Below are 23190 nucleotides of genomic sequence, written 5' to 3'. Positions count from 1 at the left end.
CGGGCCAAGGACCAGATGAGGGCAGACATGCGGCAATTTCTTTCGGGTATCGCCCTGGCGGCGATGATCGCCACGGGCGCCGTGGCGCCGGCGGCGGCGCAGAACCTGTTCGCGCCCGTCGTCTATGTGAACGACAGCGCCGTCACCCGCTATGAGGTCGATCAGCGGATGCGGTTCATGCAGGTGATCGGCGCCCCCGACGCCAGTGCCACCGCTGCCGAACGGGCACTGGTCGACGACCGCCTGCGCATCCAGGCCGCCCGCCAAATCGGCGTCGAGATCACCCCCGAGGGGCTGCAGGCCGGGCTGGAGGAATTCGCAGGCCGCGCGGGACTGGACGCGGCGGGCTTCATCGCCCAGCTGGAACGCGCCGGCATCGAGGAAGGCGTGTTCCGCGATTTCGTCGAGGCCGGCACCGTCTGGCGCGACGTCGTGCGCGCCCGCCTGCTGCCCCGCGTCAACGTCACCGACGCCGAGGTCGACCAGGAGCTGCAGCGCGTGATCGAGACGCCGATCATCGACCGCGTCCTGCTGTCGGAGCTGATCATCCCCGCCCCGCCGGGACAGGAGGCGCAGGCCCTGCAGCTGGCCGAACGCATCGCCGCCTCGCGCCCGACCGAGGCCCAGTTCGCCGAAGCCGCGCGGCAGTATTCGGCCACCCCCTCGGCCGAGGCGGGCGGGCGGCTGGAACTGCTGGCGCTGGACAACCTGCCGCCCAGCCTGCGTCCGATTATCGCCGGCCTGCAGCCCGGCCAGACCACGCCGCCCCTGCCGGTCGAAGGCGCGGTGGTCCTGTTCTTCCTGCGCGACGCCCAAGGCACGCTGCGCCCGGGCGCGCGGGAACAGGTGCTGGACTACATGACCCTGCGGCTGGCCTCGGTCACCGATGCGGCCAGCCTGGCCGCGCGGGCCACCAGCTGCGACGACCTTTACGTCCAGGCAGGCCCCGAGGCCGCCGCCCAGATCCAGCGCCAGACCGTGTCCCAAGGCGCGATCCCACAGATGATCGGCGCGCGCCTAGCCTCATTGGACGCCAACGAGGCCGGGGTGGTCCCGTCGGGCGCGGGGGCCGATCTGGTGATGCTATGCTCGCGCCAGCCCGCGCTGGCCGCCCAGGCCCAGGTGGCCACCACCGCCCTGCCCGATGACGGGGTCGAGGCGGCGATCCCCCAGCCCGAAGTCCAGGGCATCCCCTCGCGCGAGGCCGTCCGCGACCGGCTGTTCAACGCCAAGATCAACACCGCCGCCGAAGGGCTGCTGGCCGATCTGCGGGCCGACGCGATCATCCGGCGGCCCTGATGGCGCGCATCCTGCTGACCTGCGGCGAACCCGCGGGAATCGGCCCCGAACTGGCGCCGCTGGCGCTGGCCGCGGGCGTGGACCTGGTCTGGATGGGCGATCCGCGCCACCTGCCTCCGACCGCCGCCTGGACCCCGGTCGCGGACCCCGACGATGCCGTTCCGCCCGGACACCTGCCGGTGCTGCGCCATGACTTCGCAGGCCCCGCCACGCCCGGCCGCCCCGACCCCGCCCATGCGGCCGATGTCGTCGCGGTCATCGCCCGCGCGGTCGATCTGGCGATGGCCGGCCGCGTGGCCGCGATCTGCACCGCCCCCATCAGCAAGGAGGCTCTGATCCGCGGCGCGGGCTTCGCCTTCCCGGGCCATACCGAATTCCTGGCGCATCTGGCGGGCGACGTGCCGGTGGCGATGATGCTGGCCTCGACCACGGTGACGCCGCCCTGCCGTGTGGTGCCCGCGACGAGCCACATCCCCCTGGCCGACGTGCCCACAGCCCTGACCGAACAGGCACTGGAACAGGCGATCCGCCTGACCCATGCCGCGATGATCCGCGACTTCGGCCTGCCCACCCCGCGCATCGCGGTTGCGGGGCTGAACCCCCATGCGGGCGAAGGCGGCATGATGGGCACCCAGGACCGCGACATGATCGCCCCCCTGATCGCCCGTCTGCGCGATCAGGGCCTGCACGTCACCGGCCCCCATCCGGCGGACACCCTGTTCCACGCCCCCGCGCGGGCGCGCTATGACGCGGCCGTCGCCTGCTATCATGACCAGGGCCTGATCCCCATCAAGACGCTGGACTTCGACGGCGGCGTGAACGTGACGCTCGGCCTGCCCTTCATCCGCACCTCGCCCGATCACGGCACCGCCTTCGACATCGCGGGCAAGGGGCTGGCCGATCCGTCCTCGACCATCGCCGCGCTGCGTCTGGCGCGCTCCATGGCGGACAGCCGGGCATGAGGTTTCTCCTTTGCCCAAATACCCATTGGCGCGCCCCCGCCCCCAGGATCCTGCGATGATCGACAACCTGCCCCCCCTGCGCGAGGTGATCGCGACCCATGACCTGCGCGCGAAAAAGCAGCTGGGCCAGAACTTCCTCCTGGACCTGAACCTGACGCACAAGATCGCGCGGCAGGCGGGCGACCTGACCGGATGCGACGTCCTCGAGGTCGGTCCCGGCCCCGGCGGTCTGACCCGTGGCCTGCTGGCCTGCGGCGCACGCCACGTGCTGGCCATCGAAAAGGACCCCCGCGCCCTGCCCGCGCTGGAACAGATCGCCGACGCCTATCCCGGCCGCCTGACGGTCATCACCGGCGACGCGCTGCAGATCGACCCCTTGGCGCACCTGACGCCGCCGATCCGCGTGGCCGCGAACCTGCCCTACAACGTGGGAACCGAACTGCTGATCCGCTGGCTGACGCCCCGGGACTGGCCACCCTTCTGGCAATCGCTGACGCTGATGTTCCAGCGCGAGGTGGCCGAACGCATCGTGGCCCGTCCCGGCTCCAAGGCCTATGGCCGGCTGGCGCTGCTGGCGCAGTGGCGGGCGGACGCGCAGATCGTGATGTCCCTGCCGCCCGAGGCCTTCGTGCCCGCGCCCAAGGTCCATTCCGCGGTCGTCCACCTGACCGCCCTGCCCCAGCCGCGCTTTCCCGCTGATGCGGCGATCCTGTCACAGATCACGGGGGCCGGCTTCAACCAGCGCCGCAAGATGCTGCGCGCCAGCCTGAAAGGCCTGCACCCCCAGATCGAGGCGCTGCTGGACAGCGTCGGCATCCCCCCCACCGCCCGCGCCGAGGAAATCGAGCTGGAACGCTTCTGCGCCCTGGCTCGCGCGCTTCAGGCGGCCCGGCAAGGCTGATCCCGCGCCATCGGCCCCGCAACGACGCCGGACGCCCAAAGTGACGCCCTTCATGGGATTTTACGACAAAGGGCGCGCCGATCTGGCGCGCCCTTTCCTATCTTTCCGATGATCGGCCCGGATCAGTCCTGATCGCCCTCGGGGCGGACAGGGGCCAAACGCTCGGCCTCGGCCACGGGCTTGCGGCGGCTGCGGGTCGGCGCGGGCGTCCCGTCCTCGGACACTGCACGCGGCGCGCGGGGACGAGAGACGCGGGTCCGTGCGGGCTTGGCCGGGGCTTCCGCCTCGGGCGTGCGGACGGCGGCGCCGCCGTCGTCCTCAGTGGCAGGCATCACCTCGGGCAGGCTGGGCTGCTGCAGGAACTGCGGCGCGTTCTCCTCGGACAGGTCGGGACGCGCGTCCTGGCGCGGCTCGAACCGCGGGCGCTGCTCACGCGGCTGGTTGTCGCGCTGGCTGTCACGACCCTGATTGTCGCGGGCCTGATTGTCACGATTCTGATTGTCGCGGGGTTGGCTGTCGCGACCCTGGTTGTCGCGGGGCTGACCATCGCGGGCCTGGTGATCGCGCTGGCCGTCGCGCGGCTGGTGTCCGCCATCGCGCTGCTGGTCCCGCTGCTGTCCGCCGTCACGCTGCTGATGGTCGCGGCGCTGGTTGCCCTCGCCCTGCTGGCCCTGGTTGCCGTTCTGGCCACCATTGTTCCGATCGCCGCTGTTCTGGCCACCGTTGTTCTGACCGCCGCTCTGGCCGCCCTGGTGATAACCATGGCTGCCGATGTTGCTCTGATAGCCGTCATCGTCGGGGCGGCCCTGGCGTTCGGCCATCTCGCGGTTCGCCTCGCCCAGCATGCGGGTGTAATGCTCGGCGTGCTGCAGAAAGCTCTGCTCCGCGACGCGGTCATGGGACAGCTGCGCGTCGCGCGCCAGCGTCAGGTATTTCTCGATGATCTGCTGGGGGGTGCCACGCACCTTGCCCTCGGGCCCCGAGCTGTCAAAGACGCGATTGGTGATGTTCCCCAGCGTGCGCTGGCGGTTCGATTTGCTACGCGAGCGGGATTTTGATGATCTCATCAGTCTTGTCTGTAATGTTTCCGGGCGTCGGGATGCCAGCGTGAACTGGACGGCGGTGTCGGACGGATACGGGGGCTGTGACCACTCCGTTCAGCCCTGCCTTGCCCAACCGCGGCGCACCAGATGCACCCCTTCGGTATCGGCAGTTGTCAGGCTGACCCATGCGACGGCTAGGGCCTGTCGCACGCTGCCGACTAACCATGCAATGACGGGCCAGACAAGGGAAAACTGCGAAAACCACGCCGAAATGGGCGTCAAACCGCCGCAGCGGGCGCGAAATCCGCCAGCACCACCCGGTCGCGTCCATCCAGATCGGGCAGCACGCGGACCTGCGCGCCCTGCGCCCGGAACAGCGCCGCGACCGCCGCGCCTTGGGTCGGTCCGATCTCGACCAGGGCGGCGCCCTTTGGCGACAGCAGGCCGCGCACGCCCGCCGCGATGGTGCGATAGGCGCCGAGCCCGTCGCCTTCGTCCGTCAGCGCATGGCGGGGTTCCCAGTCGCGCACGTCGGGGTCCAGCAGCGCCATCTCGATCGCCGCGATATAGGGCGGGTTCGACACGACCAGGTCGAACGGCCCCTCGACCCCGTCCAGCCAGTCGGCTTGGCGGAACCGCGCGTCGACGCCGATCCGCCGGGCATTGTGACGCGCAACCTGCAGCGCGGCCTCGGATATGTCGGTTCCCAGCCCCGTCGTCCCCGGACGCGCCGCCAGAAGAGAGATCAGGATCGCCCCCGTCCCCGTCCCCAGGTCCAGCACCCGCCGCCAGGGCCGCGCCAGTGCCGCCTCGACCAGCGCCTCGGTCTCGGGGCGCGGGTCCAGCGTGTCGCGCGTGACCTTGAAACGATGCGCCCAGAAATCGCGGAAACCGGTGATCTGGGCCACGGGCTGGCGCAGGGCGCGGGCCGCGATGCCGCGGTTGAACTGCGTCGCCTGATCGTCGGTCAGCGCGCGGTCGTCGGTGATGCGCAGCTGGCCCGGCTCTATCTCCAGCACCGCGGCCAGGATGCGGTCGGCATCACGCGACGCGCCCGCGATGCCCGCCGCGCGCAGCAGCGCCGTGCCCTGGGCCTGGGCGTCCGACAGCCTCACTGCGCCTCGGCCAGGCGGGCGGCCTGGTCATGGGCGGTCAGCGCGTCGATGATCTCGGCCAGGTCGCCGGCCATGACCCGGTCCAGGGCATAAAGCGTCAGGTTGATGCGGTGGTCGGTCATGCGGCCCTGCGGAAAGTTATAGGTGCGGATGCGCTCGCTGCGGTCGCCGCTGCCGACCTGCGCGCGCCGGTCGGCGGATCGTTCGGCATCGGCGGCGGCGCGCTGCATGTCATAGAGGCGCGCGCGCAGCACGGCCATCGCGTTGGCGCGGTTCTGGTGCTGCGACTTCTCGCTGCTGGTGACGACGATGCCGGTGGGCAGGTGGGTGATGCGCACGGCCGAATCGGTCGTGTTGACATGCTGGCCGCCCGCGCCGGACGCGCGCATCGTGTCGATGCGGATGTCGGTCGCGGGAATGTCGATCTCGACGTCCTCGGCGGCCTCGGGCAGGACGGCCACGGTGGCCGCGCTGGTATGGATGCGCCCGCCCGATTCGGTCGAGGGGATCCGCTGCACCCGGTGCACGCCGGATTCGTATTTCAGGCGGGCAAAGACGCCCTCGCCCTCGATCCGGGCGATGGCCTCCTTGATGCCGCCCAGCTCGGTCCGGGTCAGTTCCAGCGTCTGGAACTGCCAGCCCTGGGCCTCGGCGTGGCGGCGGTACATCTCCAGCAGGTCGCCCGCGAACAGCGCGGCCTCGTCGCCCCCGGTTCCGGGGCGGATCTCCAGGATCGCGGGGCGCGCGTCCGCCGCGTCGCGCGGCAGCAGCGCCAGCCGCAGGTCCTGCTCCAGCGCGGGCAGCAATGCGCCCAGGCGGCGCAGCTCATCCTCGGCCAGGTCGCGCATCTCGGGATCGGCCAGCAGGGCGCGGGCCTCGACCAGCCCGTCCTGGGCGGCGCGCCAGCGGTCGATCTGGGCCACGACGGGCTTCAGCTCGGCATATTCACGGCTGATCCTGGCGATCTGGTCGGCGGCGGGGCCGGCATTCAGCTGCGCCTCGAGAAACTCGAAGCGGGCGGCGATCTGGTCAAGGCGGTCCTGGGGCAACATGGATGCGGCTTACCCCCCGGCCCCGGACCGTACAAGCGCCCTTGCATCCCGGCACGACGCCGGGGGGGTCCGGGGGGCGCGCAGCCCCCCGGCGCGGCGCGGGACGCAACTCATCGCCGCGACCAGCCGAACAGCGCGATCAGCTCCAGCGCGACATGCGCGCCCGCGATCGCCGTGGCCCCGGTCGTGTCATAGGGCGGAGAGACCTCGACCACGTCGCCGCCGATCAGGTCGATCCCCGCCAGCCCGCGCAGCAGCGCCGCCGCCTGCCAGCTGGCCAGCCCGCCCCAGACCGGGGTGCCGGTGCCCGGCGCAAAGGCCGGGTCCAGCGCGTCGATGTCGAAGGTCACATAGCAGGGCCGGTCGCCGACCACCGCCCGCACCCGCGACAGCGTCGCCTCGATCCCGTCCCGATGCACCGACGGCGCATCCAGGATGGTCACGCCCAGCGTGTCGGGATTGTCGGTGCGGATGCCGATCGACACGCTGGCCGCCGGGTCCACGATCCCCGCCTTGATCGCCTTGTATAGGAACGTGCCGTGGTCGATCCGGTCCGGGTCGTCGTCGACCCATGTGTCGGAATGCGCGTCGAACTGGATCAGTGCCACGGGCCCCCGCCGCGCCGCGACCGCGCGCAGGATCGGCAGCGTGATGAAATGATCGCCCCCCAGGGTGATCGGCGCTGCACCCGCATCCAGGATCGCGCCGACATGCGCCTCGATTCGGGCGGGCACCTCGCGGACATTGGCGTAATCGAACGCCATGTCGCCGTAATCGACCACATCCAGCACCGCCATCGGATCATAGCCCCAGCCATAGGGCGGATCGAAGGCCTGCAGGCTGGACGCCTCGCGGATCGCGCGCGGTCCGAAGCGTGTGCCGGGCCGGTGGGTCACCGCCTGGTCGAAGGGGATGCCCGTGACCGCTACGTCGACGCCGCCCAGGTCCTTGGTATAGCGGCGGCGCAGAAAGCTCGTGGCCCCGCCAAAGGCGTTCTCGAAGGACAGCCCGCGCAGGCTGTCGCGCGTGAAGGCCTGATCCACCTGGGTCTTCGCATCTTCCAGCGCCATCGCCGCTCCCCCTGTCGTGCCGGCGGCCAGATTGGCCGCGCGCATGGACGGGCGCAAGGGGCGCCGGACGCGGCCGGGGGCGAAAACCCTTGCATCCGCGCGGTTCGCTGCTATGACACGCCATCCTTCCGCCTGAGCTTGACTGTAACGGCGCAGCCTCTCGTGACGGGTGCGGAAGGGACGGCCCGTCGATGAAATGCGCATTCAAACCGAAAGGATCGCCATGCCTCTGTACGAGCATGTGCTGATCGCCCGCCAGGACCTGTCGAACACGCAGGCCGAAGGGCTGATCGAACACTTCTCGACCGTTCTCGCCGACAATGGCGGCAAGGTCGTCGAGCACGAATACTGGGGTGTGCGCACCCTGGCCTACAAGATCAACAAGAACCGCAAGGGCCACTATGCCTTCCTGCGCACCGACGCCCCCTCGGGCGCCGTGCTGGAGATGGAACGCCTGGCCCGCCTGCATGATGACGTGATGCGCGTGATGACCATCCGCGTGGACGAGCATCAGGAAGGCCCCTCGGTCCAGATGCAGAAGCGCGAAGAGCGTGGCGAGCGCGGTGACCGTGGCGACCGTCCCCGGGGCGACCGTGGCGACCGCGATCGCGGCGACCGTGGTGATCGTGGCGGCGACCGCGGCGAACGCCGCGAGCGGAACTGAGAGGATCTGACGAATGGCCAACAAACCCTTCTTCCGTCGTCGCAAGGTCTGCCCGTTCTCGGGCGATAACGCACCTGCGATCGACTACAAGGACACCCGCCTGCTGCAGCGCTACATCAGCGAACGCGGCAAGATCGTGCCCTCGCGCATCACCGCCGTCTCGGCCAAGAAACAGCGCGAGCTGGCCCGTGCCATCAAGCGCGCGCGTTTCCTGGCCCTGCTGCCCTATGTCGTCAAGTAAGGAGACCTGAACGATGCAAGTCATCCTGCTGGAACGTGTGGCCAAGCTGGGCCAGATGGGCGAAGTCGTCAACGTCAAGCAAGGCTTCGCACGCAACTATCTCCTGCCCCAGGGCAAGGCGATGCGCGCGTCGGAAGCCAACATCAAGGCGTTCGAAGGTCAGAAGGCGCAGCTGGAGACCCGCAACGCGGAGTCGAAGGCCGAAGCCCAGAAGATCGCGGACAAGCTGGACGGCCAGACCTTCGTGGTCATCCGTTCCGCATCCGATTCGGGCGCGCTGTACGGCTCGGTCACCACGCGTGACGCGGCCGAGGCCGCGACCGAGGCCGGCTTCACCGTCGACCGCAAGTCGGTTGTCCTGCGCGAGCCGATCAAGGACCTGGGCCTGCATGACGTCACCGTCGTGCTGCACCCGGAAGTCGAGGCGACGATCACCATGAACGTCGCCCGCTCGGCCGAAGAGGCAGAGCTGCAGGCGCAGGGCAAGTCCATCCAGGACATGGCCGCCGAAGCCGACGCCGAGGCCGAGTTCGAGATCGCCGAACTGTTCGACGACATCGGCGGTGCCGATGACGGCGAAGGCGACGACCGCGACCGCAACTGATCCCACCGGATCAAGCGCAGACTTTTTTGCCGCGCCGGGAAACCGGCGCGGTTTTTCATTCGTTCCTGTCAAAATTCTCCTTGCTGTGACACATCCCGACATGGACCTGATGACTGGACCCGACATCGCCCCGGCCCCCTTGGCCGTGGCCAAGGAAGTGGTGATGACCGACGCGCTGTCCCTGATGCTGCAGACCCGCCCGCATGTGCTGGCCGACGGCGCGACGGGGACCGCCCTGTTCAACATGGGCCTAGACGCCGACACCCCGGCCGAGATCTGGAACGCCACCCATCCCGACCGCATCGCCGCCCTGCACCGCAGCGCGATCGAGGCCGGGTCCGATCTGTTCCTGACCAACAGCTTTGGCGCGAATGCCAGCCGCCTGGCGCGCCACGGCGCCGCCGCGCGCGTCACCGAACTGAACCGCCGCGCCGCCGAGATCGCCCGCGATCAGGCCGACCGCGCGGGCCGCACCGTCATCGTCGCGGGCAGCATGGGCCCCAGCGGCGAATTCATGGCCCCGATGGGCAGCCTGACCCATGCACGTGCCGTCCAGATGTTCCACGAACAGGCCGAGGCGCTGCGCGACGGCGGCGCCGACATCCTGTGGGTCGAGACCCTCTCCTCGCTGGAGGAGCTGCGCGCCGCGGCCGAGGCCGCGCGCCTGGCCGGCATGGCCTGGTGCGGCAGCCTCAGCTTTGACACGGCGGGCCGCACGATCATGGGCGTGACGCCCGGACAGCTGGCCGCCGCGGTGGAACGTTTGCCCAATCCGCCCGTGGCCTATGGCGCCAATTGCGGCGTCGGCGCGTCCGACCTGCTGCGGTCGGTCACCGGTCTTGCCGCATCGGGCAATGAACGCCCAACCATCGCCAAGGGCAATGCGGGCGTGCCGCATCTGCAGGACGGCCATATTCATTACGACGGCACGCCCGAGCTGATGGCCGATTACGCCTGCCTTGCGCGCGACCTGGGCGTGCGGATCATCGGCGGCTGCTGCGGGACCATACCCGCGCATCTGCGCGCGATGCACGAGGCGCTGGAGACCCGGCCCCGCGGCCCCCGCCCCGCGCTGGACCGGATCACCGCACAGCTGGGCGCCTTCAGCAGCTGCGGCGAGGACGACCGCCGCCACTAGAACAACGACAGCTGGTCCCCGGCCTTGGGCGGCGGCCCGAACCGCGAACAGTCCAGCGCCGGCCCGCCCGTGCGGTACCCCAACCTGGTTCGCGCCAGCCGGAACCGCTGCTGGGCCAGTTTCGCGTGCAGGCCCTCTCCGCGAAACCGGTGGCCGAAACGCGGGTCGTTGTCGCGCCCGCCGCGCATGTCCTGCACGCGGTTCATCACATGCGCGGCCATCCCCGGCCGGTGCCGTTCCAGCCAATCGCGAAACAGCGGCGCCACCTCATGCGGCAGGCGCAGGGGGATCATCGTGGCGGTGGTGGCCCCGGCCTCGCGCGCGGCGGTCAGGATCGCCTCGATCTCGGGCTCGGTCAGGACGGGGATGACCGGGGCGACCATCACGCGGACGGGCACGCCTGCGCGTGACAGATCCCGGATCATCCGCAGACGGGTCGCGGGTGCCGGCGCGCGCGGTTCCAGCGTGCGGGCCAGATCCGCGTCCAGCGTGGTGATGCTGACACCCACCGAGGCCTGATCGCGTGCCGCCAGTTCCGCCCACAGGTCCAGATCGCGCAGGACTGTCTGGCCCCGCGTCACCAATGTCACCGGGTGGTTCCAATCGCGCAGCACCCGCAGGATGCCGGGCATGATCGCAAGCCGCTTTTCGACCGGCTGATAGGGATCGGTGTTCGTGCCCAGGGCGATCGGCGCGGGGCGATAGCTGGGCCGCGCCAGTTCGCGCGCCAGCAGGTCGGCCGCATCGGGCTTTGCGGTGATCCGCGTCTCGAAATCCAGACCCGGCGACAGGCCCAGCCAAGCATGCGTCGGCCGCGCATAGCAGTAGATGCAGCCATGTTCGCACCCCCGATAGGGATTGATCGACCGGTCGAAGCTGATGTCCGGAGAGGTATTGCGGCTGATGATGCTGCGCGGGCGCTCGACCGTTACCTCGGTCCGCAGCAGGGATTGATCCTCGGCGATGTCCCAGTCGTCGGCTTCGCGGGTCCTGACCTGCTGTTCGTACCGCCCCGCGGGGCGAGTGTCGGCCCCACGGGCCTTGATGCGCTGGTCGGGATCACGGGGCGGAAGCATCTTGCAATTATAGAACATAATAAGAACATCGCAAGCCCCCGGTTGATGTTCCGCAAGCCCGCCCACATCTCTGATCCGACGCAATCACAGGACATCCCGATGAGTGACGACTATACCCCGCCCAAGGTCTGGACCCCGGGCAAGGAGAATGGCGGCCAGTTCGCCAGCATCAACAAGCCCACCGCCGGGGCCCAATATGACCGCGACCTGCCCGTGGGCCAGCATCCGCTGCAGCTTTATTCGCTGGCAACGCCCAACGGGCAGAAGGTCACGATCCTGCTGGAGGAGCTGCTGGAGGCCGGCCATGACGCTGAATATGACGCGTGGCTGATCAAGATCGGTGACGGCGACCAGTTCGGAAGCGGCTTCGTCGCGGCGAACCCGAATAGCAAGATCCCCGCACTGATGGACCATTCGGTCAGCCCCCCGCAGAGGGTCTTCGAATCAGGATCCATCCTGCTTTACTTGGCCGAGAAATACGGGGCCTTCCTGCCCACGGATCCCGCCGCACGAACCGAGACATTGAACTGGCTGTTCTGGCAGATGGGCGCGGGCCCCTATCTGGGCGGCGGCTTCGGGCATTTCTACGCCTATGCACCCACCAAGATCGAATACGCGATCGACCGATTTACGATGGAGGTCAAGCGTCAGCTTGACCTGCTGGACAAGCGCCTGGCCGATAGCCGCTTCATCGCGGGCGACGACTACACCATCGCCGACATGGCGATCTGGCCGTGGTACGGGCGACTGATCACGGGGGGCGCCTACGGCGATGCGGCGACCTTTCTGGATGCCGAAAGCTATCGCAACCTGCATCGCTGGCAGGCCGAGATCGCGGCGCGCCCGGCGGTTCAGCGTGGCATCATGGTGAACAACGTGTCCGGCGATCCCGCGAAACAGCTGCATGAACGCCATGACGCGTCGGATTTCCAGACGAAGACGCAGGACAAGCTGCAGGCATGAGGAAGGGGGGCGTTGCCCCCCGTCCTTCGGACTCCCCCCAGGGTATTTGGACAAAGGAGAATGACATCTTCTTTGCCCAAATACCCCACGGGGGTCCGGGGGGTGTGAAACCCCCGGCTTCGACAGATCAGTTGCGCGCGCGGTCGACCATCTTGCCCTTGGAGATCCAGGGCATCATCTCGCGCAGCTTGGCGCCGACCTGTTCGATCTGATGCTCGTCGTTGATGCGACGCGTCGCCTTGAACGACGGCTGGCCGACGGCGTTCTCCTGCATGAAATCGCGCACGAACTTGCCGGTCTGGATGTCGCGCAGGACGGCCTTCATGCGGGCTTTCGTCTCGTCATAGGGCAGGATGCGCGGGCCGGACACGTATTCGCCGTACTCGGCCGTGTTCGAGATCGAGTAGTTCATGTTCGCGATGCCGCCTTCATAAATCAGGTCGACGATCAGCTTGACCTCGTGCAGGCACTCGAAATACGCCATTTCGGGCTCGTAGCCGGCCTCGACCAGCGTCTCGAAGCCCATGCGGATCAGTTCGACCAGGCCGCCGCACAGGACCGCCTGTTCGCCGAACAGGTCCGTCTCGCATTCCTCGCGGAAGTTGGTCTCGATGATGCCCGACCGGCCACCACCGATGGCCGAGCAGTAGGACAGGCCGATATCCATCGCCTTGCCCGAGGCGTTCTGATGCACCGCGACCAGGCAGGGCACGCCGCCGCCCTTGGTGTATTCGCCGCGCACCGTGTGGCCGGGGCCCTTGGGCGCCATCATGATGACATCGACGCCGGGCTTGGGCTCGATCAGGCCGAAATGCACGTTCAGGCCGTGGGCAAAGGCGATCGCCGCGCCTTCGCGCAGGTTGTCATGGACGTACTTCTTGTAGGTCTCGGCCTGCAGTTCGTCGGGCATGGTGAACATGATGACGTCGCACCAGGCGGCGGCCTCGGCGATGCCCATGACCTTCAGGCCCTCGCCCTCGGCCTTCTTGGCGGACGGGCTGCCCTCGCGCAGGGCCACGACGACGTTCTTGGCACCGCTGTCGCGCAGGTTCAGGGCATGGGCATGGCCCTGGCTGCCATAGCCCAGGATCGCGACCTTGGCGTCCTTGATCAGGTTCACGTCGCAATCGCGGTCATAGTAAACGCGCATGGGGAAGTCCTTTCGATTTGCTGACACCGTTCTAGCTCGTGGACCGGGTTCGAACCTTCGCATTCGATCAGTGTTTCAAACATCTTGCGAAAAGATCATGCAATGATAATGCCATTACCATGACTTTCATGCCTGACTCCACCGATCGCCGCATCCTGCGCCAGCTTCTGGCCGATCCCGCCGCCGCCAATGCGACGCTGGCCGAACGCGCCGGTGTCACCGCGGCCAGCCTGTGGCGACGGATGGAGCGCATGCGCGAGGCGGGCGTCCTGCGCGGCGTGCAGGCCCGCATCGACTGGCGCGCGATGGGCTGGGCGGTCGAGGTCAGCCTGCGCTTCACGCTGGACAAGACAAACCCGCGCGCCTTCGACGAGTTCGTCGCCGCCCTGCGCCAGGTCCCCGAGGTGATCGAGATCCAGTCCTTCCTGGGTAGCGTCGACTGGCGAGCCTCGGTCATCGCCCGCGACATGGCGCATTGGCAGCAGGTCTATCGCGACCGCATCCTGACCCTGCCGCATATCGCCGAACTGGACGCGCTGATGCTGGTCGCGACCATCAAGGACAGCGAGGATCTGGCCCTGTGACCGACCTGGACGCGACCGATCTGGCCATCCTGCGGGCGCTGGCACGCGACGCGACCACCAGCGCCGCCGATATCGGGCGCGCGGTCGGCATCGGCCAGCCTGCCGCGTGGCGGCGCATCCGGCGGCTGACGGATCAGGGCGTGATCGCCGGCCGGCGCGTGGTGCTGGACCCGGCCGCGCTTGGCTTTGGCGTGACCGTGTTCCTGGGGATCAAGCTGGCCGCCAAGGGCCGCACCGGGCTTGAGGATTTCGAACGCGCCGTCACCGCCATCCCCGAGGTGCAGCTGGTCCAGCACGTCCTGGGCCAGTTCGACTACCGGCTGCGAATCACCGCCCGCGACATCAGTGATTTCGAACGCATCCTGCGCCGCCGCATCATGACCCTGCCCGGCGTGGGCCAGGTCGAGGCGAACGTGATGCTGTCCGAGGAACGCCGCCCCGGTCCCTTGGGCTGAGGGAACATCGGCGTGGGTCCCCGGTTGGGGGCAGGCACTTTTTATGAAAGGCCATGCCATGACCCATGCCCGCTTTCTGGCGACCATCGCCGTCTCGACCGTTGCGATGTTCGCGATGATGTATCTGAACACCTGGGATCTGTCACATGTCCGGTTCAGTCAGACCCGCGCCTGGATGGCCCTGTATATGGGGGGCGGGATGGCGATCGTGATGCTGGTCGCGATGTGGGGGATGTTCGCGAACCGCCGCGCCAATGTCGCGGTTCTGGCGGGGGCGGTCGCCATCCTTGGCCTGGGCGTCGCGATGGTGCGCAGTCAGGCGACGGTGGACCAGGTGTCCTGGATGAAGGCGATGATCCCGCATCACTCCATCGCCATCCTGACCAGCACCCGGGCAAAGATCACCGATCCCCGCGTCCGCGCGCTGGCCGATGGCATCATCGAGACGCAGCGCCGCGAGATCGCCGAGATGGAGGCGCTGATCGGCGACTTGGAGGGCGCCAAGTGACCGGCGCCCCGCCACTTACTCCGGGATCACCCGGACGGCGCCCTTTGCCGCGCTTGTGGTCATCGCCGCATAGGCGCGCAGGGCGGTGGTGATCTTGCGCTTGCGCGGCTTGGCGGGCTTCCAGCCTTCCGCATCGCGGGTGGCGCGGCGGGCGGCCAGGGTCGCGTCGTCGACCACCAGCTCGATCTTGCGGTTCGGGATGTCGATGCGGATCAGGTCGCCCTGCTCGACCAGACCGATCGTGCCACCCTCGGCCGCCTCGGGAGAGACATGGCCGATCGACAGCCCCGAAGACCCGCCCGAGAACCGCCCGTCGGTCACCAGCGCGCATTCCTTGCCCAGACCCTTGGATTTCAGATAGCTGGTCGGATACAGCATCTCCTGCATCCCCGGCCCGCCGCGCGGTCCTTCATAGCGGATCAGCACGACCTCTCCGGCCTTGACCTTTCCGGTCAGGATGGCGCTGACGCTGTCGTCCTGGCTTTCGAAGATGTGCGCGGGCCCCTCGAAGGTCAGGTTCGAATCGTCCACCCCCGCCGTCTTCACGATGCAGCCGTCCTCGGCCAGGTTGCCGTAAAGAACCGCCAGCCCGCCATCACGCGAGAACGCATGCTCCGACGACCGGATCACGCCCGTCTCGCGGTCCAGGTCCACGTCGTCATAGCGGTTCGCCTGAGAGAACGCGGTCTGCGTCGGCACCCCGCCCGGCGCCGCACGGAAGAAATCGTGCACCGACGCCGCGGTCGTGCGCGACACGTCCCACCGGTCCAGCGCCTGCGCCAGCGTGCCGGAATGGACGCTGCCCACCGAGGTGTCCAGCAGTCCGGCGCGGTCCAGCTGGCCCAGGATGGCCATGATGCCGCCGGCACGATGGACGTCCTCCATGTGCACGTCCGATTTCGCGGGCGCGACCTTGCACAGCACCGGCACCTTGCGCGACAGGCGGTCGATGTCGGACATGGTAAAATCGATCTCGGCCTCATGCGCCGCGGCCAGCAGGTGCAGGACGGTGTTGGTCGACCCGCCCATGGCGATGTCCAGCGTCATCGCATTCTCGAAGGCGGCAAAGCTGGCCACATTGCGCGGAAGCACGCTGTAATCGTCGCCGTCATAATGGCGTTTCGCCAGGTCGACGATCAGGTGGCCCGCCTCGACGAACAGCCGCTTGCGGTCGGCGTGGGTCGCCAGGGTCGATCCGTTGCCCGGCAGGGACAGGCCCAGGGCCTCGGTCAGGCAGTTCATCGAATTGGCCGTGAACATCCCCGAACAGGACCCGCAGGTCGGGCAGGCCGACCGTTCGATCGCCTGCACATCCTCGTCGCTGACCGAATCATCGGCCGCCGCGACCATGGCATCGACCAGGTCCAGCGCCTTGACGCGACCGTCCTGCAGCACGACCTTGCCGGCCTCCATCGGTCCGCCCGACACGAAGACGGTGGGGATGTTCAGGCGCAGCGATGCCATCAGCATGCCCGGCGTGATCTTGTCGCAGTTGCTGATGCAGACCATCGCGTCGGCGCAATGCGCATTGACCATGTATTCCACCGAATCGGCGATGACCTCGCGCGAGGGCAGCGAATACAGCATGCCGTCATGGCCCATGGCGATGCCGTCATCGACCGCGATGGTATTAAATTCCTTGGCGATGCCGCCGGCCGCCTCGACCTCGCGGGCGACCAGCTGGCCCAGGTCCTTGAGGTGGACATGGCCGGGCACGAACTGGGTGAAGCTGTTGACGATGGCGATGATCGGCTTGCCGAAATCGCTGTCCTTCACGCCTGTCGCGCGCCACAGGCCCCGTGCGCCGGCCATGTTGCGGCCATGGGTGGTGGTGCGGGAACGATAGGCGGGCATGGCGGATCTCCTTTGGCTTGCATTGCGTCTATCACCCCTCGGCACGGAAGGAAATTACCCCCGACGCGGGAATTTCGCGGTTTTCTGTCGGCAGGGCGCGACGCGGCGGGGGGTCCGGGGGGCGCAGCGCCCCCGGCCGTCGCGGGACGCAAGCGCACCCCGCCCTCGGGACTTGTCAGGAGGCCAGCTTCATCGTGACGATGCCTGCGACGATCATCCCCGCCGCCGCCATGCGCATCGCGGTGACGGGCTCTGCCAGAAACACCACGCCCACGACAAAACTGCCCACCGCGCCGATGCCCGTCCAGACCATGTAGGCCGTCCCCAGGGGCAGCGACCGCATCGCCGTCGCCAGCAGCCAGAACGACGCGATCATGCCGACGACCATCACGATGGTGGGGATGGGGCGGGTGAACCCGGCCGAATATTTCATCGCCGTCGCCCAGACGATTTCCAGAAGACCGGCCGTGAACAGAAGAAGCCATGGCATGGCTGAACCCTCCGAATGGTCCGGGCCGTCCCGGAAGTGTCAGCCCGTCAGGGGGAGGTCGTCCTCTGCCGCCCCATCTAGGACGCCTGATTCCCCCGGTCAAGACGCCGGATCTCGGCGCGATCCCGCCCCGTCCCCGTCAAAACGTCGCGCATTCTCCGCATGGCCTTCCCAACCCGACCCATGCGGCCCATATTGGATGTCAGGAGAAGGAGTGTCCCATGCCGCTGACCCATTTCCTCGCGTTGATCGCCGTGACGATCCTGGCCGCCGCGGTGACGCTGTGGGCAGGGCTGTCGGCGGGCGTTCCCCCGATCGCCTTCCTGCTGCTGGCGCTCAGCGGTGCGGTGCTGGTGCATCTGAACAACCGCGACCGCCACGATCACGACGGCTGATCGCTCAGCTGTCCAGTTCGGCGTCCCAGTACAGGAAGTCCATCCAGCTGTCGTGCAGATGGTTCGGCGGAAAGCGCCGCCCGATCGCATGCATCTCGTCCGCTGACGGTCGGCGCGCGGGCTTGCGCAGCTGCATGCCGGAATGGCGCAGGCTGCGGTTGGCCTTCTTCAGGTTGCAGGGCGAACAGGCTGCGACCACGTTCTCCCAGCTGGTGATCCCGCCGCGCGACCGCGGCACGACATGATCGAAGGTCAGATCGCCCTTGGCCCCGCAATACTGGCAGCAGAATTCGTCCCGCAGAAAAAGATTGAAGCGCGTGAATGCCACGCGCTTCTGGGGTCGAACGAAATCCTTCAGCACCACCACCGAGGGGATGCGGAACGCCTGTCGCTGGCTTCGCACCTCGTGGTCGTATTCGGCGATGATGGTCACCCTGTCCAGGAACACCGCCTTGATCGCCTCCTGCCACGGCCACAGCGACAACGGGTAATAGGACAGCGGCCGGTAATCGGCATTCAGGACCAGCGCCGGGAAATGGCGCAGGTTGGCCGGCTCGCGCACGAACTGCGTTCGGAAATCGGAATGAAGATGGTCGTCCAGCATAGCGCCTTCCCGTCTGCCCCGTGGGGTTGACCGGGGCGCCCGTCAGATCCGTTGCGTCGACTATATCTGGCGGCGGTGATCTGGCAAGCCCCCGCATCTATTCCCGACGGACCATCCCATAGACGCCCAGGATGACAGCAGCGTGACGCCCCCGCGATCAGTCGGGCAGATGCTCCTTCAGAAAGGCCAGCGCGACCGACAACCCGTCCGGAGAGATGCCGTGCCCGGTCCCCTGCATCACGTGGCCATAGACGGTGAATCCCGCCTCCTGCAGGGTCTGGCCGGCCAGGGACATGTCGTCGAAGGGCACCACCTCGTCCTGGTCGCCATGGATCAGCAGGACCGGCGGCTTGACCCGCGCCTCCTCCGCCAGGACCTCGGGGGTCAACAAGCGGCCCGAAAATCCGACGACCCCCGCCACGGCCACGTCGCGGCGCGGGGCCACGTGCAGCGCCATCATCGTGCCTTGGGAAAAGCCCACCAGCACAATCCGCTCGGGGGTCAGCTCTTCGGCGGCCAGCACGGTGTCCAGGAATTCGTTCAGCGCAGCCACCGACTGGCCCATGCTGATGCGGGCATCGACCTCGGACGATCCGTCCAGCCAGGGAATCGGGAACCACTGGAACCCCATCGGATTGTTGCGCGACGGCTCGGGCGCGTCGGGCGCATAGAAGGCCGTCGTGGGCAGGTGCGGCGCCAGAGGCTCGGACAGGCCCAGAAGGTCTGTCCCGTCGGCGCCATAGCCGTGCAGGAAGACGACGACCGATCCGGCCTTCTCGGGGCCCCGGCGGGCGGATTGCAGCGGTTCGGTCATGATATTCCCTCGCGTCCTTTGGCCCAGCGGTAATAGGCCCAGAGCCCCCGCGCCGCAACCGCGCGCCACGGCGCCCAAGGCTCGGCCAGCGCACGCAATGCCACAGGGCCGGGGCGTTCGGGCAAGCCATACATGCCGCGCGCCGCCTCCTGCAGTGCCAGGTCGCCCGCCGCGAAGACGTCCCTGCGGCCCAGCGCGAATTTCAGATAGATCTCGGCCGTCCAGACCCCGATGCCCGGCAGGGCCACCAGTCGCGCCATGGCCTCATCATCGGGCAGATCGCGCAGGCCCTGCCAGTCCAGCTCCGCCGCGGCGATCCCCCTCAGATAGCGCGCCTTGGGACGCGACAGGCCCGCGGCGCGCAGGCTGTCGTCATCGGCCTCGCGCAGGGTCGCCTCCCGGTCCAGCCCAGCGGCCTGCAGCCGCCCCCAGATCGCCGCCGCCGCCGCGACCGACACCTGCTGGCCCACGATGGCCTGCGCCATCGCCGCGAATCCGTCCGGCTGGCGGCGCAAGGGCAGCGGGCCAAGCTGGGGCAGCACCCGCGCCCAGACCGGGCAGACGGCCGCCAGATGCGCGGCCCCTTCGTCGATGTCGTCCTGGGTCAGGATCAGGCGCGGCTCAGCCACCCGCCTGCGCCTCCAGCTTCAGCCGCGTCTCCCACGCCATCGAGATATGCTGGCGCAGTGCGCGGTCCGCCGCCGCCCCGTCGCCCGCAGCGATCGCCTCGACGATGCGGGCATGTTCGGCCAGCGCGGTCTCGCCCCGCCCCTCGGCGGCCAGCGACGTCCGCGCCATCAGCGCCATGGTCCGATGCACCAGGTCCAGCTGCTGCACCAGATAGCGGTTGTGCGACGCCAGGTGGATCTGCCGGTGGAATCGTTTGTTGGCCCGCGCCAGCGCCTCGGGGTCGCCCTTGGTGCGGCGGTCCTCCTCGACCATCTGGGCCAGCACGCGCACCTCCTCGGGCGTCGCGTGGCGGGCAGCCAGGCGGGCGGCCAGCGCCTCCAGCTCGGCCCGCACGGTGTACAGCTCGGCCAACTGGTTGTGGTCCAGCGATGCGACGATCAGGCTGCGCCCGTCGCGCACCAGCATGGCCTGGGTCTCCAGCCGCTGCAGCGCCTCGCGCACGGGGGTGCGGCTGACGCCGAACCGCTCGGCCAGCTCGGATTCGACCAGCCGGTCGCCGGGGCGGTATGTGCCGCCCTCGATGGCGGTCAGGATCAGGGAATAGGCGTCTTTCATCCGCGAACGATTGGCCCGCGCGCGCCGAATTGCAAGCGGCCAGCGCGCAAGCTATGCCTCTGCCATGGATTTTTCGCATGTCACCACCTGGATCTTCGATCTGGACAACACCCTCTACCCGCCCGAGGCGCAGCTTTTCGCGCAGATCGAGGTGCGTATGACCGCCTGGATGATGCGCGCGCTGGACGTGCCGCAGGATCATGCGAACCGCCTGCGCGCGGATTACTGGCGGCTGCACGGCACCACGCTGGCCGGGCTGATGGCCGAACATCAGGTCGATCCCGCGGCCTATCTGGCCGACGTGCACGACATCGACTTTTCGGTGCTGACCCCCGACCCGGACCTGGCCGAGGCCATCGCGGCCCTGCCGGGGCGACGGATCATCCACACCAATGGCGACGCGGGTTATGCCCGCCGCGTGCTGGCCGCCCGCGCACTGCCCGAGGACCTGTTCGACGCCGTCTATGGCATCGAGGAGGCGGGCTTTCACCCCAAGCCCGACCCGCGCGCCTATGCGCCGATCCTGGCCGCGTCCGGCATCGACCCCACGCGGGCCGCGTTCTTCGAGGATGACCCGCGCAACCTGATCGTCCCGCACGACCTGGGCATGCGCACCGTTCTTGTGGGCGACGGTCGCCACGGGCCCGACGCGCTGACCGGCGGGGTCGGCCCGCATGTCCAGCACCGCACCCATGACCTGACCGGATTTCTGCGCGCGCTGGTCTGACTGCGACAGCGCCGCCCCTTTCCCCCGCCCGCGCGGCGGGGCAGTCTGACCCGGAACCGAAGGGGCCTGCCATGACCGACACGCGCATCGACGACATCGACATCCTGATCTCGGGCGGCGGGCTGGCCGGTCTGATCGCCGCCTGCGCCTTCGGGGCCCAGGGGTTCTCGGTCCTCTGCGTCGATCCTGCCCCCCCGGTGACGGAGGAGGACGCGGCGGGCGCCGACCTGCGCTCCACCGCCTTCCTGATGCCCTCGGTCGCGCTTTTCGAACGCATCGGGCTGTGGGAGAGCCTCGCCCCCCACGCCACCGCGTTGCAGGTGATGCGCATCGTCGATGCCGGGGGCGCCACCGCCACGCCGCGCCTGACCCGCGACTTCGACGCGGCCGAGATCGGCGACCAGCCATTCGGCTGGAACCTGCCCAACTGGCTGATGCGGCGCGAGCTGATGGCGCGCACCCAGGCCCTGCCCTCGGTCCGGGTGATCCACGGCACCGGCACGGCGACGGTCCTGCCCCGATCCGAAGGTGCGGTCGTGACCCTGACCGACGGCCGCCGCCTGCGCGCCCGCCTGCTGATCGGCGCGGACGGCCGCGATTCCGCGGTCCGTCGCGCCCTGGGCATCGGCACGCGCACCTGGCGCTATGGGCAAAAGGCGCTGGCCTTTGCCGTGACGCATGAACAGCCCCACCACAACGTCTCGACCGAGGTGCACCGCTTCGGCGGGCCCTTCACGCTGGTCCCTCTGCCCGACCGCGACGGACAGCCCGGTTCGGCCGTGGTCTGGATGGACGACGCCGCCGCCATCGACGCGCTGCTGGCCCTGCCCGCCCCAGGCTTCGAAGCCGCGCTGAACGACCGCTCCGCCGGGGTGCTGGGCCACCTGCGCCAGGCGACCCCCCTGACCGCCTGGCCGATCGTCAGCCAGATCGCCGACCGCTTCGCCGGCCCCCGCACCGCGCTGATCGCCGAGGCCGCGCATGTCCTGCCCCCCATCGGCGCGCAGGGCCTGAACATGAGCCTGGCCGACCTCTCGGCGCTGCTGGAGCTCAGCCGCGCCGATCCGGGCAGCGCCGACAGCCTTGCCCGATACAACCGCACGCGCCGCCCGGACGCCTATGCACGCATCCTGGCCATCGACGCCCTGAACCGCGCCAGTCAGGCGCAGCTGCGCCCGCTGCGCGACCTGCGCGCCGCGGCTCTTGGCGGGTTGTACGGAATCGCACCCGTGCGCCGGATGATGATGCGGGCCGGCCTGGGTCTCAGCTAAGACACCGGCACCGCGCGACACCGGGGGGTGCGGGGGGCTGGCCCCCCGCCGTCGCGGGACGCACTCAGATCAGGCCCGCATGCTCCAGCGCCGCGTCGATCAGATGGCGCGTCGGTTCGGTCAGTGGCGTCAGCGGCAGGCGCACCCGCTCGTGGCACAGGCCCAGGCGCGACATCGCGTATTTCGCGCCCACCAGCCCCGGTTCCACGAAGATTGCCAGATGCAGCGGCATCAGCCGGTCCTGGATCTCCAGCGCCGCCGCGTAATCGCCGCGCAGCGTGGCCTCCTGGAACTGCGCGCACAGGCGCGGGGCGACGTTCGCGGTCACGCTGATGCAGCCCACCCCGCCATGCGCGTTGAAGCCCAGGGCCGTCGCATCCTCTCCGGACAGCTGGATGAAATCCGCCCCGCAGGTCATGCGCTGGCAGCTGACGCGCTCCAGCTTGCCGGTCGCGTCCTTGACCCCGATGATCGACGGGATCTTCGCCAGGACGCCCATCGTCTCGGGCATCATGTCGACAACCGACCGCCCGGGGATGTTGTAGATAATGATCGGCAGGTCGCAGGCATCCGTCAGCGCGGTGTAATGCGCGATCAGCCCCGCCTGTGTCGGCTTGTTGTAATAGGGCGTGACGACCAGACCCGCATCCGCGCCCACGCTGGCCGCGTGCTGCAAGAGGCCGATGCCCTCGCGCGTGGAGTTCGACCCGGCGCCCGCGATGACCGGGATGCGACCGTTCACCGCACGCACCACCTCCTCGATGACGGTGCGATGCTCGTCATGGGTCAGGGTGGGACTTTCGCCGGTGGTACCCACGGGCACGATGGCGTGGCTGCCCTGTTCGACATGCCATTCGACCAGCTTCTTCAGCGTGTCCAGATCCAGCTCGCCGTCCGGGGTGAACGGCGTGACCAGGGCTGGCATCGACCCTTTGAACATGACACGCTCCATGATGATCCTTGGT

At 68.8% G+C, this 23190-nt stretch carries 27 protein-coding genes; 14 read left to right on the top strand and 13 right to left on the bottom strand.

The features are described from left to right. Window positions 1–27: 27 nt before the first annotated feature. Genes PRL19_RS07370 through rsmA form a run of 3 tightly spaced genes read left to right on the top strand, consistent with a single transcriptional unit; the run spans window position 28 to window position 3162 of the window. Entirely contained in the window at window positions 28–1299 is a 1272-nt protein-coding gene (locus PRL19_RS07370; RefSeq protein WP_217844856.1) for a peptidylprolyl isomerase, read from the top strand. Further along, window positions 1296–2261 carry a 4-hydroxythreonine-4-phosphate dehydrogenase PdxA gene (gene pdxA, locus PRL19_RS07365; protein ID WP_273744477.1) on the top strand — a complete coding sequence of 322 codons (966 nt, stop codon included), beginning with the start codon at window positions 1296–1298 and terminating at the stop codon, window positions 2259–2261. The genes PRL19_RS07370 and pdxA overlap by 4 nt, the downstream gene beginning before the upstream one ends. A gap of 55 nt (window positions 2262–2316) precedes the next feature. Continuing rightward, window positions 2317–3162 carry a 16S rRNA (adenine(1518)-N(6)/adenine(1519)-N(6))-dimethyltransferase RsmA gene (gene rsmA / locus PRL19_RS07360; protein WP_045983591.1) on the top strand — a complete coding sequence of 282 codons (846 nt, stop codon included), beginning with the start codon at window positions 2317–2319 and terminating at the stop codon, window positions 3160–3162. A gap of 122 nt (window positions 3163–3284) precedes the next feature. On the opposite strand, the gene PRL19_RS07355 is transcribed toward rsmA, so the two are convergent. The 4 genes from PRL19_RS07355 to speB all read right to left on the bottom strand — a co-directional run bounded on the left by PRL19_RS07355 (window position 3285) and on the right by speB (window position 7442). Beyond that, window positions 3285–4229: a DUF4167 domain-containing protein gene (locus PRL19_RS07355; RefSeq protein ID WP_273744386.1), complete on the bottom strand. Its 945-nt coding sequence runs from the start codon at window positions 4227–4229 to the stop codon at window positions 3285–3287. Window positions 4230–4483: 254 nt separating this feature from the next. After that, a complete protein-coding gene (gene prmC, locus PRL19_RS07350) occupies window positions 4484–5320 on the bottom strand; it encodes a peptide chain release factor N(5)-glutamine methyltransferase (protein WP_046000019.1) in 837 nt (278 codons plus the stop codon). Further along, complete coding sequence (gene prfA, locus PRL19_RS07345) at window positions 5317–6372, bottom strand: peptide chain release factor 1 (protein WP_046000018.1); 1056 nt, start codon at window positions 6370–6372, stop codon at window positions 5317–5319. Before prfA ends, prmC begins: the two co-directional genes overlap by 4 nt. A gap of 110 nt (window positions 6373–6482) precedes the next feature. Further along, complete coding sequence (gene speB, locus PRL19_RS07340; protein ID WP_046000017.1) at window positions 6483–7442, bottom strand: agmatinase; 960 nt, start codon at window positions 7440–7442, stop codon at window positions 6483–6485. A gap of 223 nt (window positions 7443–7665) precedes the next feature. Between speB and rpsF the strand changes: the two genes are divergently transcribed. From rpsF to bmt, 4 genes are all read left to right on the top strand, one after another. After that, window positions 7666–8106 carry a 30S ribosomal protein S6 gene (gene rpsF / locus PRL19_RS07335; RefSeq protein ID WP_045981105.1) on the top strand — a complete coding sequence of 147 codons (441 nt, stop codon included), beginning with the start codon at window positions 7666–7668 and terminating at the stop codon, window positions 8104–8106. A 13-nt stretch (window positions 8107–8119) separates the two neighbouring features. Continuing rightward, a complete protein-coding gene (gene rpsR, locus PRL19_RS07330; protein WP_042247758.1) occupies window positions 8120–8347 on the top strand; it encodes a 30S ribosomal protein S18 in 228 nt (75 codons plus the stop codon). Between the two features lie 13 nt (window positions 8348–8360). Continuing rightward, on the top strand, window positions 8361–8951 hold the full coding sequence (gene rplI / locus PRL19_RS07325; protein WP_127897869.1) for a 50S ribosomal protein L9: 591 nt from the start codon (window positions 8361–8363) through the stop codon (window positions 8949–8951). A 163-nt stretch (window positions 8952–9114) separates the two neighbouring features. Further along, on the top strand, window positions 9115–10089 hold the full coding sequence (gene bmt / locus PRL19_RS07320) for a betaine--homocysteine S-methyltransferase (protein ID WP_127899291.1): 975 nt from the start codon (window positions 9115–9117) through the stop codon (window positions 10087–10089). Here the strand turns inward: bmt and PRL19_RS07315 are convergent. Continuing rightward, a complete protein-coding gene (locus PRL19_RS07315) occupies window positions 10086–11165 on the bottom strand; it encodes a PA0069 family radical SAM protein (RefSeq protein WP_273744385.1) in 1080 nt (359 codons plus the stop codon). The genes bmt and PRL19_RS07315 overlap by 4 nt on opposite strands. 99 nt (window positions 11166–11264) lie before the next feature. Here PRL19_RS07315 and yghU point away from each other — a divergent pair, with 99 nt between their 5' ends. Next, window positions 11265–12128, top strand: coding sequence for a glutathione-dependent disulfide-bond oxidoreductase (gene yghU / locus PRL19_RS07310; RefSeq protein ID WP_252930162.1), 864 nt, complete (start codon window positions 11265–11267; stop codon window positions 12126–12128). Window positions 12129–12255: 127 nt separating this feature from the next. Here the strand turns inward: yghU and ilvC are convergent, their stop codons facing one another. Continuing rightward, complete coding sequence (gene ilvC, locus PRL19_RS07305; RefSeq protein ID WP_045981101.1) at window positions 12256–13278, bottom strand: ketol-acid reductoisomerase; 1023 nt, start codon at window positions 13276–13278, stop codon at window positions 12256–12258. A 128-nt stretch (window positions 13279–13406) separates the two neighbouring features. On the opposite strand from ilvC, the gene PRL19_RS07300 reads away from it, so the two are divergent. Genes PRL19_RS07300 through PRL19_RS07290 form a run of 3 tightly spaced genes read left to right on the top strand, consistent with a single transcriptional unit; the run spans window position 13407 to window position 14825 of the window. Further along, window positions 13407–13862 carry an Lrp/AsnC family transcriptional regulator gene (locus PRL19_RS07300; protein ID WP_273744384.1) on the top strand — a complete coding sequence of 152 codons (456 nt, stop codon included), beginning with the start codon at window positions 13407–13409 and terminating at the stop codon, window positions 13860–13862. After that, entirely contained in the window at window positions 13859–14317 is a 459-nt protein-coding gene (locus PRL19_RS07295) for an Lrp/AsnC family transcriptional regulator (protein ID WP_045981100.1), read from the top strand. Before PRL19_RS07300 ends, PRL19_RS07295 begins: the two co-directional genes overlap by 4 nt. A 58-nt stretch (window positions 14318–14375) precedes the next feature. After that, window positions 14376–14825: a DUF305 domain-containing protein gene (locus PRL19_RS07290; RefSeq protein WP_273744383.1), complete on the top strand. Its 450-nt coding sequence runs from the start codon at window positions 14376–14378 to the stop codon at window positions 14823–14825. 15 nt (window positions 14826–14840) lie between these two features. Here the strand turns inward: PRL19_RS07290 and ilvD are convergent, their stop codons facing one another. Next, window positions 14841–16679, bottom strand: a complete 1839-nt coding sequence (gene ilvD, locus PRL19_RS07285; RefSeq protein ID WP_273744382.1) for a dihydroxy-acid dehydratase — start codon at window positions 16677–16679, stop codon at window positions 14841–14843. Between the two features lie 175 nt (window positions 16680–16854). Continuing rightward, window positions 16855–17169, bottom strand: coding sequence for a DMT family transporter (locus tag PRL19_RS07280; RefSeq protein WP_045981098.1), 315 nt, complete (start codon window positions 17167–17169; stop codon window positions 16855–16857). Between the two features lie 221 nt (window positions 17170–17390). Here PRL19_RS07280 and PRL19_RS07275 point away from each other — a divergent pair, with 221 nt between their 5' ends. Next, window positions 17391–17564 (top strand): TMEM199/VMA12 family protein, encoded by a 174-nt coding sequence (locus PRL19_RS07275; RefSeq protein WP_164871395.1) that lies wholly within the window; start codon window positions 17391–17393, stop codon window positions 17562–17564. Between the two features lie 4 nt (window positions 17565–17568). Here the strand turns inward: PRL19_RS07275 and PRL19_RS07270 are convergent, their stop codons facing one another. The 4 genes from PRL19_RS07270 to PRL19_RS07255 all read right to left on the bottom strand — a co-directional run bounded on the left by PRL19_RS07270 (window position 17569) and on the right by PRL19_RS07255 (window position 20227). Then, on the bottom strand, window positions 17569–18168 hold the full coding sequence (locus tag PRL19_RS07270) for an HNH endonuclease (RefSeq protein ID WP_045981097.1): 600 nt from the start codon (window positions 18166–18168) through the stop codon (window positions 17569–17571). 157 nt (window positions 18169–18325) lie between these two features. Beyond that, the gene (locus PRL19_RS07265; protein ID WP_273744381.1) at window positions 18326–18982 is read right to left on the bottom strand and encodes an alpha/beta hydrolase; all 657 of its coding nucleotides are present in this window, start codon (window positions 18980–18982) and stop codon (window positions 18326–18328) included. After that, window positions 18979–19611, bottom strand: a complete 633-nt coding sequence (locus PRL19_RS07260) for a DNA-3-methyladenine glycosylase family protein (protein WP_273744380.1) — start codon at window positions 19609–19611, stop codon at window positions 18979–18981. Before PRL19_RS07260 ends, PRL19_RS07265 begins: the two co-directional genes overlap by 4 nt. After that, window positions 19604–20227, bottom strand: a complete 624-nt coding sequence (locus PRL19_RS07255; RefSeq protein WP_045981094.1) for a GntR family transcriptional regulator — start codon at window positions 20225–20227, stop codon at window positions 19604–19606. Before PRL19_RS07255 ends, PRL19_RS07260 begins: the two co-directional genes overlap by 8 nt. Window positions 20228–20291: 64 nt before the next feature. Here PRL19_RS07255 and PRL19_RS07250 point away from each other — a divergent pair, with 64 nt between their 5' ends. Then, complete coding sequence (locus tag PRL19_RS07250) at window positions 20292–20954, top strand: pyrimidine 5'-nucleotidase (RefSeq protein WP_273744379.1); 663 nt, start codon at window positions 20292–20294, stop codon at window positions 20952–20954. Window positions 20955–21025: 71 nt separating this feature from the next. After that, the gene (locus tag PRL19_RS07245) at window positions 21026–22225 is read left to right on the top strand and encodes a UbiH/UbiF family hydroxylase (RefSeq protein WP_273744378.1); all 1200 of its coding nucleotides are present in this window, start codon (window positions 21026–21028) and stop codon (window positions 22223–22225) included. Window positions 22226–22289: 64 nt separating this feature from the next. On the opposite strand, the gene dapA is transcribed toward PRL19_RS07245, so the two are convergent. Further along, window positions 22290–23165 carry a 4-hydroxy-tetrahydrodipicolinate synthase gene (gene dapA / locus PRL19_RS07240; RefSeq protein ID WP_045981115.1) on the bottom strand — a complete coding sequence of 292 codons (876 nt, stop codon included), beginning with the start codon at window positions 23163–23165 and terminating at the stop codon, window positions 22290–22292. Window positions 23166–23190: the final 25 nt, after the last annotated feature.

Source organism: Paracoccus marcusii (assembly GCF_028621715.1).
GTDB classification, from domain to species: Bacteria; Pseudomonadota; Alphaproteobacteria; order Rhodobacterales; family Rhodobacteraceae; genus Paracoccus; species Paracoccus marcusii.
The sequence above is the reverse complement of the archived record's forward strand: the minus strand, read 5'-3'. Positions and strand labels throughout refer to the sequence as shown.